Source organism: Streptomyces sp. NPDC015346 (assembly GCF_043078785.1).
GTDB lineage: Bacteria > Actinomycetota > Actinomycetes > Streptomycetales > Streptomycetaceae > Streptomyces.
Genome location: NZ_JBIBTW010000004.1, coordinates 312,280 through 324,956 on the forward strand (window position 1 = coordinate 312,280; position 12,677 = coordinate 324,956).

Consider the following 12,677-nt stretch of genomic DNA (forward strand, 5'->3'; position numbering starts at 1 on the left):
GGCTCACAGGGTCGATTCTGTCCCGGCCTTCCGACTTCAGCCACCGCCTGTGGATAACACTCGGCGACCTTCGACCACCCAATGCCGCATATCGGTCATATTTACGCCTAGTCTGACATTGCGCTCGACCCGTTCTGTCCACCGGGCTTGCGCTTCTCGTCCCCTCCGGCTACTGGGAAGGACGGCCCACCCCCATGCCCGCTGATCTCGCCGTCATCGGCCTCGGCCACCACGGACTCCCCCTCGCCCAGGCAGCCATCGCCGCCGGCATCGACACCGTCGGCTACGACACCGACCCACGGCCCGTCGCCGAACTCGCGGCCGGCCGCCCGCCGGTCGACGGCTCGCTCACCGCGTCGGAGATCCGCCGGATGCTCTCGGGGGGCTTCCGGCCCGCCACCAGCCCGACCGAGCTCGGCCGGGTCCGCACCGCCGTCATCTGCGCCCCGACCCCACCCGGCCCGGACCGGGCCCTCGACCTCACCGGCGTCACCGAAGCCGCCCGCGCCCTCGCCGCCCGGCTCCGCCCCCACACCACGGTGCTGCTGGAGTCCCCCGTTCCGCCCGGCACCACCGAGGGCGTGCTGCGCGACCTCCTCGAAGAGGGCTCCGGGCTGCGGGCGGGCCGCGACTTCCACCTCGCCTACTCCCCCGGACGGCTCGACCCCGGCAGGCGCACCCACGGCTTCGCCGGGACCCCGAAGGTCATCGGCGGCCTCACCCCGGCCTGCACCGAATCCGCCGCCGCCTTCTACGGCCGGCTCACCGACAAGGTGGTACGCGCGCGTGGCCCGCGCGAGGCCGAGACGGTCAAGCTCCTGGAGACCAACTTCCGCCACGTCAACATCGCGCTGGTCAACGAGATGGCGGTGCTCTGCCACGAGATCGGGGTCGACCTCTGGGACGTCATCCGCTGCGCCGAGACCAAGCCCTTCGGCTTCCAGGCCTTCCGGCCGGGACCCGGTGTGGGTGGCCACGGCGTCCCCGTCGACACCGTCGGCACCCACCGCCCGCTGCGCCTGGTCGAGCTGGCGAACCAGGTCAACGAGCGCATGCCGCAGTACGTCGTCCAGCGCTGCGCCACCCTCCTCAACGAGCACGGGAAGTCGGCCCGCGGCGCCCGGGTCCTTCTGCTCGGCATCACGTACAAACCCGATCTCGCCGACCGTGAGAGCTCGCCCGCCGACGAGATCGCCCGCCGCCTGATGGACCTGGGAGCCGTGGTCAGCTACCACGACCCCTACGTCCCCGACTGGCGCGTCCGCGACCTCCCCGTGCCCCGCGCGGACTCCCTCTACGAGGCCGCCGCCCACGCCGACCTGACGGTCCTTCTGCAGCACCACCGCACCTACGACCTCCAGGGCCTGGCGGTCAAGGCCCAACTGCTCCTCGACACCAGGGGCGCGACCCCGGCGGGCGCGGCCCACCGCCTCTGAGAACCGCGCCCGTGGAAGGCCGCCGCACACGCGAAGGGCCCCGCACCACCCGGTGCGGGGCCCTTTCCGTACGCGTACCGCCGAACGGGTCAGCGCTTGTGCTGCGCGTCCGCGACCGTGACCTCGACGCGCTGGAACTCCTTGAGCTCGCTGTAGCCCGTCGTCGCCATCGCCCGGCGCAGCGCGCCGAAGAAGTTCATCGAGCCGTCCGGGGAGTGCGACGGGCCCGCGAGGATCTCCTCGGTCGTGCCGACGATGCCGAGGTCGACCAGCTTGCCGCGCGGCACGTCCTCGTGAACGGCCTCCATGCCCCAGTGGTGCCCCTTGCCGGGCGCGTCCGTGGCGCGGGCCAGCGGGGAGCCGATCATCACCGAGTCGGCGCCGCAGGCGATCGCCTTGGGCAGGTCACCCGACCAGCCCACACCGCCGTCGGCGATGACGTGGACGTACCGGCCGCCGGACTCGTCCATGTAGTCGCGGCGGGCCGCGGCCACGTCGGCGACCGCGGTCGCCATCGGGACCTGGATGCCCAGCACGTTGCGCGTGGTGTGCGCCGCGCCGCCGCCGAAGCCGACCAGGACGCCCGCGGCGCCGGTGCGCATCAGGTGCAGGGCCGCGGTGTACGTGGCGCAGCCGCCGACGATGACCGGGACGTCGAGCTCGTAGATGAACTGCTTCAGGTTCAGCGGCTCGGCGGCGCCGGAGACGTGCTCGGCGGAGACCGTGGTGCCGCGGATCACGAAGATGTCCACGCCGGCGTCGACGACGGCCTTGGAGAACTGCGCGGTCCGCTGCGGGGAGAGCGCGGCGGCGGTGACCACGCCCGAGTCGCGCACCTCCTTGATCCGCTGCCCGATCAGCTCCTCCTTGATCGGGGCGGCGTAGATCTCCTGCAGACGGCGGGTCGCGTTGGCCTCGTCCAGCTCCGCGATCTCGTCGAGCAGCGGCTGCGGGTCTTCGTACCGGGTCCACAGGCCCTCGAGGTTGAGCACGCCCAGGCCGCCCAGCTCGCCGATGCGGATGGCGGTCTGCGGCGAGACGACCGAGTCCATGGGGGCGGCCAGGAAGGGAAGCTCGAAGCGGTAGGCGTCGATCTGCCAGGCGATCGAGACCTCCTTGGGGTCCCGGGTGCGCCGGCTCGGTACGACGGCGATGTCGTCGAACGCGTACGCCCTGCGGCCGCGCTTGCCGCGCCCGATCTCGATCTCAGTCACGATGTGTGGCCTTTCCCTCTATGTCTGCGCCTACCAGTATCCCCGACACAAGCGGGAGGGGGGGGGGGGGCCGCCCCCCCCCCCCCCCCCCCCCCCCCCCCCCCCGCCCCCGGGGGGGGGGGGGGCCCGCCCCCGGCCCGCCCCCGCCCCTCGCTCACCCGCGCGTCACTTCCTGCTGTAGTTCGGCGCCTCGACCGTCATCTGGATGTCGTGCGGGTGGCTCTCCTTGAGACCCGCGGAGGTGATCCGCACGAAGCGGCCCTTGGACTCCATCTCCGAGACGGTGGCGGCACCCACGTAGCCCATCGTCTGGCGCAGACCGCCGACGAGCTGGTGCAGGACGTTCGAGAGCGGGCCGCGGTAGGGCACCTGGCCCTCGACGCCCTCGGGCACGAGCTTGTCGTCGGAGCTGACCTCGGCCTGGAAGTACCGGTCCTTCGAGTACGACCTGCCCTGGCCACGGGACTGCATGGCGCCGAGCGAGCCCATGCCGCGGTACGACTTGAACTGCTTGCCGTTGATGAAGAGCAGCTCGCCGGGCGACTCCTCACAGCCCGCGAGGAGGCTGCCGAGCATCACGGTGTCGGCGCCGGCCGCCAGCGCCTTGCCGATGTCGCCGGAGTACTGCAGACCGCCGTCGCCGATCAGCGGGACACCGGCGGGACGGGCCGCGAGAGAGGCTTCGTAGATGGCCGTGACCTGCGGGACGCCGATGCCCGCGACCACGCGGGTGGTGCAGATGGAGCCGGGGCCCACGCCGACCTTGATGCCGTCGACACCGGCGTCGATCAGCGCCTGCGCGCCGTCACGCGTGGCGACGTTGCCGCCGATCACGTCGACGCTCACGCTGGACTTGATCTTCGCCATCCAGCTCAGGGCGTTGCTGTTGTGGCCGTGCGAGGTGTCGACGACCAGGAAGTCCACGCCGGCGGCGGCGAGCGCCTGGGCGCGCTCCAGCGCCTCGGGGCTGGCGCCCACGGCGGCGCCGACGAGCAGGCGGCCCTCGGCGTCCTTGGCGGCGTTCGGGTACTTCTCCGCCTTGACGAAGTCCTTGACGGTGATCAGGCCCTTGAGCACGCCCTCGTCGTCGACCAGCGGCAGCTTCTCGATCTTGTGGCGGCGCAGCAGCTCCATGGCGTCGACGCCGGAGATGCCGACCTTGCCGGTGACCAGCGGCATCGGCGTCATGACCTCGCGGACCTGGCGGCTGCGGTCGCTCTCGAAGGCCATGTCGCGGTTGGTCACGATGCCGAGCAGCTTGCCGTCCGGGTTGGTGACGGGGACACCGCTGATGCGGAACTTGGCGCACAGGGCGTCCGCCTCGGCGAGCGTCGCCTCCGGGTGCACCGTGATGGGGTCGGTGACCATGCCGGACTCGGAACGCTTGACGAGGTCGACCTGGTTGGCCTGGTCCTCGATGGAGAGGTTGCGGTGCAGCACGCCGACGCCGCCCAGCCGGGCCATCGCGATCGCCATGCGGGACTCGGTCACCTTGTCCATCGCCGCCGAGAGCAGCGGGATCTGGACCCGGACGTTACGGGAGATACGGGACGAGGTGTCGACCGCGTTCGGGAGCACCTCCGACGCGCCCGGCAGCAGCAGCACGTCGTCGTAGGTCAGCCCGAGCGTCGCGAATTTCTCGGGCACTCCGTCGACGTTGACAGTCATGACACCTTCCCCAAATGGCCTTGATCGGTGCGGACGTCCATGCTAACGGGCTACGGCGGTGTCTCATTCCACGATCAAGATCACCGAGGAGCTTTGTACGTTCATACGTGTACGTGAGGGCCACCGGCCCTCGTCGACCCTTACTGCTCGGCCAGTGCGCGCAGGCGGCTGAGCGCGCGGTGCTGTGCCACCCGTACCGCCCCCGGCGACATCCCGAGCATCTGGCCGGTCTCCTCCGCGGTGAGCCCGACCGCGACCCGCAGCACCAGCAGTTCGCGCTGGTTCTCGGGGAGGTTGGCGAGGAGCCTCTTGGCCCACTCCGCGTCGTCGCTGAGCAGCGCGCGCTCCTCGGGGCCCAGCGAGTCGTCCGGCCGCTCGGGCATCTCGTCGGACGGCACGGCCGTCGATCCCGGGTGGCGCATGGCGGCCCGCTGCAGATCGGCGACCTTGTGTCCGGCGATGGCGAAGACGAACGCCTCGAACGGCCTGCCGGTGTCCTTGTAGCGCGGCAGGGCCATCAGGACGGCGACGCAGACCTCCTGCGCCAGGTCCTCCACGAAGTGACGAGCGTCACCGGGCAGTCGGCTCAGTCGCGTCCGGCAGTAGCGCAGGGCGAGCGGGTGCACGCGCGCCAGGAGATCGTGCGTCGCCTGCTCGTCGCCCTCGACGGCGCGGTGGACGAGTGCGCCGATCTCACCCTGCCCTGCGGGCATGGGGGACCCCACGGTCTCGTCGTCGCGCATCGCTCCATGGTGCCTCGACGCCTGAGGATTCGCGGCACCGCGTCCGTAGTTGTGCACCGAAGCGTTATGAGCAGGTGCGCCGGAACTCATCTCCTGCGCCCTCCCCTCCCGCTCGATCGACTCGTCCCCGAGGAACTCCACACCCTCAAGGATGCGGCATCCCGCGCGTAAGTGACACAAGCCCCTGTCCCGGCGGGACTCGGGCCGCCGCGGCGGCCCGGACCAGAGCCGCCCCGCCCGCCGACGGCGGACGGGGATACGGCCGGGCAGGGGGCGCCCGGCGTCGTGGCCCCGGCCGACATCCGCCGGGGCACCCCCTAGCGGACGAGACCCCAGCGGAAGCCGAGGGCGACGGCGTGGGCGCGGTCCGATGCGCCGAGCTTCTTGAACAGGCGCCGCGCGTGGGTCTTGACGGTGTCCTCCGAGAGGAAGAGCTCGCGTCCGATCTCCGCGTTGGACCGGCCGTGGCTCATGCCTTCGAGCACCTGGATCTCACGCGCGGTGAGGGTCGGCGCCGCGCCCATCTCGGCCGACCGCAGTCGGCGCGGGGCGAGGCGCCAGGTCGGGTCGGCGAGGGCCTGGGTGACCGTGGCCCGCAGTTCGGCGCGCGAGGCGTCCTTGTGCAGATAGCCACGGGCACCGGCGGCGACCGCGAGCGCGACGCCGTCCAGGTCCTCGGCGACGGTGAGCATGATGATGCGGGCGCCGGGGTCCGCGGACAGCAGCCGGCGGACGGTCTCCACGCCGCCCAGACCGGGCATGCGTACGTCCATCAGAATCAGGTCCGAGCGGTCCGCGCCCCAGCGGCGGAGGACTTCCTCACCGTTGGCGGCGGTGGTCACGCGCTCCACACCGGGCACGGTCGCGACCGCGCGGCGAAGCGCCTCTCGGGCAAGCGGGGAGTCGTCGCAGACGAGGACGGATGTCATGGCCGCCCTCCGCAGCTGATGCGCGTCACCTTGAGCCTCCAGGGCTGGTACGTATCGTCACCTGTGCGGTTGACGCCCTCGGACATCTGCCCGAGCGCTTGTTCCTTCAACCGCCTCCGCACTCTCAACGACGGTCACTCGAAAGAGTTACGGGTCGGCGGCCGCCTTCGGCACTCTACGTGAGGAGGCGTGCGCGGAGGAGAGCGACGCGGCCCATCTGCCCTTCATTGGAAGCTATGCCCCATTTAGCGGGTTTTCTTCCCTTTTTGCAGTGTCTGTGGCTAGATTCGCAATGAGTCATATTTACATCTACTTAGACAGTAGTTGTACGGTCGGGTCGATCCCGTGAGAGCGGGTACCCGAGACCCCTGGGGGGCGAAGGGCCCCCAACTCATCAGCCATCCACCCGCCCACCTATCCGTTCGACACGGTTTCAAGGGGACAAGCGCAATGGCAGATTTCTCCCGCCTTCCCGGACCCAACGCCGATCTGTGGGACTGGCAACTCCTCGCGGCCTGCCGCGGGGTGGACAGCTCCCTGTTCTTCCACCCCGAGGGAGAGCGCGGCGCGGCACGGAGTGCGCGTGAGAACTCGGCGAAAGAGGTCTGCATGCGGTGCCCGGTACGCGCGGAGTGTGCGGCACACGCACTCGCGGTACGGGAGCCCTACGGCGTATGGGGCGGCCTCACCGAGGACGAACGCGAAGAGCTCATGGGACGTGCCCGCAACCGCCTGATCACGGCGACGGCCACCCCATCGGCCACGGCATCGGCATCGAGTTCGGCAGGCGTGGGGCACGCCTGAAGGAACGTTTCTGCGCGGCAAGGGGAAGAACAGCCGCGGCAGGTCGAGAGAACGGGGCCGGGACACGCACCCCGCCCGGCCCCTTGATTCACCGGTGAACGCCGCCGGGTTTTGCCCGTGAGCGGCGCTACGCGCGCGTGGCGGCGCGGGAGAGTTCGTCCAGGGTCGCGGCGACCGCCGGCACCTGGGCCAGATCGGGCAGCGTGAGGGCGACGATCTCCCGTTCGACAGCAGGTTCCACGGCCACGGTCCGCGCGCCCTTGGGGCGTACCGACTCGATCGCGAGTTCCGGCAGGACGGCCACCCCCAGGCCGGCGCCCACCAGCCCCACGACCGCCGGGTAGTCGTCGGTGGCGAAGTCGATGCGCGGCGTGAAGCCGGCCTCCTCGCAGACCTCCACCAGCTGGCGACGGCAGCGCGGGCAGCCCGCGATCCAGGATTCACCGGCCAGTTCGGCGATCCCCACCGACTCCGCGTCCGCGAGCCGGTGCCCCTCCGGCACCAGGCCGACGAGCCGGTCGGCGAGCAGCGGACGGACCACCAGGTCGTCCCACTCGGCCGGGCCCGCTCCGTACCGGAAGGCGAGGGCCACGTCGCAGTCACCCTCCCGGAGCATCTCCACCGAGCGCGGCGGCTCGGCCTCCACCAGCGAGACCCGGGTGCCCGGGTGTGCCGCGCGCAGGGCGGCGAGCGCGGTGGGGACGAGGGTGGAGCTGCCGCTGGGGAAGGAGACCAGGCGGACGCGTCCGGCGCGCAGTCCGGCGATGGCGGCCACCTCCTCCTCGGCCGCCGTGAGCCCGGCGAGGATCCCGGAGGCGTGACGGACCAGCGCCTCGCCCGCCTGGGTGAGGCGCATCTCGCGGCCGGTCCGGATCAGCAGCGGGGTGCCGGCGGAGGATTCGAGCGCCTTCATCTGCTGGCTCACCGCGGGCTGGGTGCAGCCCAGTTCGCGCGCGGCGGCGGAGAAGGAGCCGGTGGCGGCGACGGCGCGCAGGACGCGGAGGTGACGGGCCTCGATCATACGTCGAGCATAAGCGAGTCTTGGGCTTCGCGGACAATAGTGGTCCACTGCTTTGAGAACGTATCCCTTTGTATGCCTTTAGGGTGCCGCCATGAAGGTGTTGAGCGTGAACGCGGGCCGGGCCAAGGCCGTGGAGTACACCGACGCCCCGTCCGGGACGACGGGCATCGACAAGCGTCCGGTCGAGGGGCCGGTACGGGTCGAGGCGCCGGGCCCGCAGGGCGTCGGGGCGAGCGGGGTCGCCGGGGACACGGTGTGCGACCTGCGCTTCCACGGCGGCGACCACCGCGCCGTGTACGCCTTCGCCCGGGAGGACATGGACCTCTGGGAGAGCGAACTGGGCAGGCCGCTGGCCAACGGTTCCTTCGGGGAGAACCTCACCACCCTCGGGCTCGATGTGAACGGGGCGCTGATCGGGGAGCGTTGGCGGATCGGCCGGGAGGTGGTCCTCGAAGTGACCGCGGGCCGCATCCCCTGCCGTACCTTCGCCGGCTTCGTCGGGGAGCCGGGCTGGGTGCGGCGCTTCACCCGGTCGACGGCCGGGCCTGGCGCGCTGCTGCGGGTGATCGAGCCGGGGGAGATCGCGGCCGGCGACCCGGTGACGGTCGTGCGCCGGCCGGAGCACGAGGTCACGGTCGCGCTGGCGCACCGGGCCGCGACGACCGAGCGCGCGCTGCTGCCGGGCATCCTCGCCGCGGCCGAGTGGATGGAGCCGGGCCTCCTCGCCCTCGCCCGTACATACGCGGAGAAGTACGGAACCGGGGCCCGGGTTCGCTCTTAGCTACGCACCACCGGCCTGGGTGGCGCTCGCGCGGGGCACTACCGTGCCGTTATGACGACTGCACTGATTACGGGCGCGACGGCGGGGATCGGGGCCGCGTTCGCGCGGAGACTGGCGGCGGACGGGCACGATGTCGTGCTCGTGGCCCGCGATGTGAAGAGGCTGCGGGAGCAGGCGACCGAGCTGCACGACCGGCACGGCGTCGAGGCCGAGGTCCTCGCGGCGGACCTGGCCGAGGAGAAGGGGATCGCCGCGGTCGAGGCCCGGCTCTCCGATGCCAGGCAGCCGGTGGACCTGCTGGTGAACAACGCCGGTTTCGGCAACAAGGGCCAGTTCCTGGACGTGCCGATGGCCGACGAGCTGAAGATGCTGACGGTGCACTGCGAGGCGGTGCTGCGGCTGACGTCGGCGGCGGCGCGGTCCATGCGCACGCGGGGCCGGGGCGGCGTGGTGAACGTGGCCTCGGTGGCCGCGTTCCTGCCGCGCGGCACGTACGGGGCGTCGAAGGCGTGGGTGGTGCAGTTCACCCAGGGCGCGGCGCGGGACCTGGCGGGCAGCGGGGTGCGGCTGATGGCGCTGTGCCCGGGCTTCGTCCGTACGGAGTTCCACGAGCGGGCCGGGATGGGGACGGACAACATCCCGGGCTGGATGTGGCTGGACGCGGACAAGCTGGTGGCGACGGCTCTGACCGACCTGGCGAGGGGCCGGACGCTCTCCATCCCCGATCCGCGGTACAAGGCGCTGATGGGCGTGGTGAAGCTGGCGCCGCGCGGACTGCTGGGCGGGGTCTCCTCCCGGGCGGGCCGCACGTACGGCCCGAAGTAGGCGCTGTCATCCGGCGCGGGGGTGGTCCTCCGGGTCGAGGGTGAGACGGGCGGTCGTGCCGTCCCGCCAGGTGACGTGGAGGGTGCGGCCGGTGACCTGGACGGTGGCGAGGGTGGTGACGGGGGCCGGGTCCGGCTCGGCGGTGAGCGAGGCGAGGCACACGAAGAGGGACTCGGCGCCGCTGGTGGTGGAGTGCAGGGCCGCGGTGCGGGTCCGCGGGCCCTGGAGGGTGGCACCGGTGGCGAGGGGGACGGTGTCGGCGGCCGGCGGATAGCCGTGGACCGGGTGAAGCTGGGCGGTGGGGCCTTCGGGGGTGGTGGCCCAGCCGGTCTGGCGTACGGGCGTTCCCTCCGGGGCGCCGAGCACAAGGTGGGCGCGGACCTCGGCGCGGCCGTGCGCGAGGGTCGCGGAGAGGACCCGGACGCCGGGCAGCGGAGTGTGCAGGGAGGCGGCCCAGCAGGGCCCGGTGGAGACGGGAACGGCGGGGCCGCGCGGGGTGACCCGGCCGTCGACGACCAGGGCGAAGTGGTTGTCGGCCGGGTCGGGCGGGGCGGTCGGTCCGGTGCGGGTGGAGTAGGCGTAGCGGGCGTAGCCGGGGTCGTCCTCGGTCGTCTCGTGCGCGGCCACGTGGTTGCTGCCGTGGTTGTGGAGGCGTACGAGTCCGTCGGCGGCGGTGGACTGGATGAGCAGCCCGGCCGGGGCGACGGGGCGAACGGTGTCGGCGCGCTCGGCGGGGAGCGGCTCCTCGCGGTCGGTCCAGACGGGATGGGTGGCCGGGAGGAGGAGGCCGAGGAACCCCTTGGAGGCCCAGTAGGGCGAGGCCGGGCCGGAATAGCTCTGGACGAGCGGCGGGTGCGGGCCGTACCAGCCGAGGGTGAGCAGGCCGCGCTCGTCGGTGGCGCCGCGGTCGAGGAAGTGCCGCAGTGCGCCGGAGGCGAGGCGGCGGGTGGCGCCGGGCGTGAGCGGGGTGTGGCCGGTGAGGGCGCCGAGCCAGGGGGCGGCCGCGGCGGCGAAGCGGTAGACGAGGGAGCGGCCGTACGGAAGGGGGGCTCCGTCGGCGTCGAAGAGGCGGACGTGGTCATCCAGTTGGGCGCGCAGCCGGGGGCCGTAGCGGGCGAGGAGGTCCCGGTCGCCGGAGAGGTGGGCGTGCAGGACGGGGTAGAAGTGCAGGGCCCAGGCGTTGTAGTGGTCGAAGGCCCGGTTGTCGCCGTCGCTGTACCAGCCCTGGCCGAGGTACCAGTGCTCGATGCGGTCGAGGGACCGGTCGATGGTGGCGGCGGCGCGGTCGGTCTCGATGCCGGCGTCCTGGAGGAAGCCGGCGACGGTGAGGCCGAAGAGCCACCAGTTGTTGTCGACGGGCGAGGGCGCGAGGGCGGGCAGCAGCCAGTCGACGGCGCGTTGCCGGGTGCGGTCGTCGAGAGTGTCCCAGAGCCAGGGCCGGGTCAGGCGCAGCGCGAGGGCGACGGAGGCGGATTCGACGACGGCCTGACGGACGTCGGTCAGGAGGGGCCAGGATTCGGGGCCGGTGAAGCGGCCGGTGGAGCGGCCTGTGGAGCGGCCTGTGGAGCGGCCGGTGGAACCGGGCTCCTCGGTGCCGGCCACAAGTCCCTCGGCGTAGCGGGGGAGATGGCCGAGGGGGTCGTCGCCGTGGGCGCCCGCGACGCGGAGCGCGGCGAGGAGGAACGTACGGGCGTAGCCTTCGAGGCCGTCGGAGCGGACGCCGGACCAGCTGGGGCGGGGCCCGGGCAGGTCGACGAGGGCTCGGCGGGGGGTGGCGTACGGGCGTACGGCGAGGAGGAGTCGGTCGGCGCTGTCCTCCCAGTGGGCGCGGGTCCAGCCGGTGAACGGGCTGAGCTCACGATTCTCGGGCGGCGTGGGCATGATGCTCCCCTGAGGCGGACGGCGCTTCGCCCGGAATCATGAACGCGGCTCGATCGAACGTCAATGGATCGGACCGAATGATCGAAACTCCCGCCCGTTCGATCATTTGTATTAAGGTCTGTTACGGGACGGCGTCCCGCCGGACCACCACACCGCGAGGGGGAGGAACGCCGTGCGCGAGAGTTCCGTCGAACGTCACGACCGCCTGCTGGCCCTGGTGCGCGAGCGCGGTACGGCACGCGTCTCCGACCTGGCCGTTCTGCTGGGGGTCTCCCCCGTCACCGCGCGCCGGGACGTCGAGGCGCTGGCCGCCAGAGGGCTGCTCGACCGGGTGCACGGGCAGGTCTCGTGGCCGGAGCGCCCGGCCGCCGAGGGCGCGGGCCGCCCGGCCGCCGGCGAAGGCCTGGTCCTCGGGCTGCTCGCCCCCTCGGCCACGTACTACTTCGCCGAGGTCATCCGGGGTGCGCACGAGGCCGCGGCGCGGGCGGGGGCCCGGCTCATCCTGCGGATCTCGGACTACCGCCCCGAGGAGGACCGGGCCCGCACCGAGGGCCTGCTGGCGGCCGGCGCCGAGGGCGTGCTCGTCGCGCCCGGCTGGCGCGGCCCGGAGGACCGGCTCTCCTACGGCGACTGGCTGGCCGAACTCCCCGTGCCCGCCGTGCTCCTGGAGCGCCGGGCCGACCCCGGATCGCCTCTCGACGGCCTGGACCGGGTGGCCTCCGACCACGGCCACGGGGTCCTGCTCGCCCTGCGCCACCTGCTGGATCTGGGTCACCGGACGCCGTTGCTGGTGGCGCGCGGGGACAGCCCGACCGCGCTCGCGGTGCGCGCCGGGTACGCCGAGGCGCTGCGGGCCCTGGGGGTGGAGGCGCCGGGACCGGTGATCGAGTCGGTGCCCGCCGACCAGAACCCGGAGGGCTTCGAACGCGCGGTACGGGCCCTGCACGAGGCGGTCACCTCGGGCCTGGCGAGCGCGGCCCTGGTCCACAACGACGTGGACGCGATCGAGATCGTGCAGCGCCTGGCCGAGCTGGGCGTGAAGGTGCCCGAGGACCTGGCGCTGATCGCGTACGACGACGAGGTCGCCGCGCTCGCCGACATCCCCCTGACGGCGGTCGCCCCGCCCAAGCGTCAGGTGGGCCGTCACGCGACGGAGTTGCTGGTGGAGCGGTTGACACAGGCCCCGGACGAGGAGGCGGCGCGGCGCCATCTGAGCCTGCTGCCCCGGCTGCGGGTCCGGTCCTCCTGCGGGGCGACGGCGGGGACCGGCCCCGCCTGAACGTCGGGGCTGCCGTAGGGCCGCCGTAGGGCCGCCACCTCTGATCGAATTGACCTTTTTTCGATCAATCAATCTTTCGCTCTTGACTTCGGTCAG

General features: G+C 72.5%; 11 protein-coding genes. 5 read left to right on the plus strand and 6 right to left on the minus strand.

Annotated features, from left to right (window positions below):
* The first annotated feature begins 194 nt into the window (after positions 1 to 194).
* The gene (locus ACF06X_RS16465) at positions 195 to 1,436 is read left to right on the plus strand and encodes a nucleotide sugar dehydrogenase (protein ID WP_392287975.1); all 1,242 of its coding nucleotides are present in this window, start codon (positions 195 to 197) and stop codon (positions 1,434 to 1,436) included.
* An 89-nt stretch (positions 1,437 to 1,525) separates the two neighbouring features.
* On the opposite strand, the gene ACF06X_RS16470 is transcribed toward ACF06X_RS16465, so the two are convergent.
* The 4 genes from ACF06X_RS16470 to ACF06X_RS16485 all read right to left on the minus strand — a co-directional run bounded on the left by ACF06X_RS16470 (position 1,526) and on the right by ACF06X_RS16485 (position 5,990).
* Complete coding sequence (locus ACF06X_RS16470) at positions 1,526 to 2,650, minus strand: GuaB3 family IMP dehydrogenase-related protein (RefSeq protein ID WP_392287976.1); 1,125 nt, start codon at positions 2,648 to 2,650, stop codon at positions 1,526 to 1,528.
* 165 nt (positions 2,651 to 2,815) lie between these two features.
* Positions 2,816 to 4,318 (minus strand): IMP dehydrogenase, encoded by a 1,503-nt coding sequence (guaB, locus tag ACF06X_RS16475; protein WP_392287977.1) that lies wholly within the window; start codon positions 4,316 to 4,318, stop codon positions 2,816 to 2,818.
* 140 nt (positions 4,319 to 4,458) lie between these two features.
* Positions 4,459 to 5,061, minus strand: a complete 603-nt coding sequence (locus ACF06X_RS16480) for a sigma-70 family RNA polymerase sigma factor (RefSeq protein WP_392287978.1) — start codon at positions 5,059 to 5,061, stop codon at positions 4,459 to 4,461.
* 317 nt (positions 5,062 to 5,378) lie between these two features.
* The gene (locus ACF06X_RS16485) at positions 5,379 to 5,990 is read right to left on the minus strand and encodes a response regulator transcription factor (protein ID WP_003948568.1); all 612 of its coding nucleotides are present in this window, start codon (positions 5,988 to 5,990) and stop codon (positions 5,379 to 5,381) included.
* A gap of 450 nt (positions 5,991 to 6,440) precedes the next feature.
* Between ACF06X_RS16485 and ACF06X_RS16490 the strand changes: the two genes are divergently transcribed.
* Positions 6,441 to 6,794, plus strand: a complete 354-nt coding sequence (locus ACF06X_RS16490; protein WP_392287979.1) for a WhiB family transcriptional regulator — start codon at positions 6,441 to 6,443, stop codon at positions 6,792 to 6,794.
* Positions 6,795 to 6,921: 127 nt separating this feature from the next.
* Here ACF06X_RS16490 and ACF06X_RS16495 read toward each other — a convergent pair whose 3' ends face one another.
* Positions 6,922 to 7,815, minus strand: a complete 894-nt coding sequence (locus tag ACF06X_RS16495) for a LysR family transcriptional regulator (RefSeq protein WP_392287980.1) — start codon at positions 7,813 to 7,815, stop codon at positions 6,922 to 6,924.
* 91 nt (positions 7,816 to 7,906) lie between these two features.
* On the opposite strand from ACF06X_RS16495, the gene ACF06X_RS16500 reads away from it, so the two are divergent.
* Together ACF06X_RS16500 and ACF06X_RS16505 are read left to right on the plus strand one after the other, a co-directional pair.
* Positions 7,907 to 8,596 carry an MOSC domain-containing protein gene (locus ACF06X_RS16500; protein WP_392287981.1) on the plus strand — a complete coding sequence of 230 codons (690 nt, stop codon included), beginning with the start codon at positions 7,907 to 7,909 and terminating at the stop codon, positions 8,594 to 8,596.
* Between the two features lie 51 nt (positions 8,597 to 8,647).
* Entirely contained in the window at positions 8,648 to 9,421 is a 774-nt protein-coding gene (locus ACF06X_RS16505) for an SDR family NAD(P)-dependent oxidoreductase (RefSeq protein WP_392287982.1), read from the plus strand.
* A 6-nt stretch (positions 9,422 to 9,427) separates the two neighbouring features.
* Here the strand turns inward: ACF06X_RS16505 and ACF06X_RS16510 are convergent, their stop codons facing one another.
* Positions 9,428 to 11,302, minus strand: coding sequence for a DUF2264 domain-containing protein (locus ACF06X_RS16510; protein ID WP_392287983.1), 1,875 nt, complete (start codon positions 11,300 to 11,302; stop codon positions 9,428 to 9,430).
* A 172-nt stretch (positions 11,303 to 11,474) separates the two neighbouring features.
* On the opposite strand from ACF06X_RS16510, the gene ACF06X_RS16515 reads away from it, so the two are divergent.
* A complete protein-coding gene (locus ACF06X_RS16515) occupies positions 11,475 to 12,581 on the plus strand; it encodes a substrate-binding domain-containing protein (protein ID WP_392287984.1) in 1,107 nt (368 codons plus the stop codon).
* Positions 12,582 to 12,677: the final 96 nt, after the last annotated feature.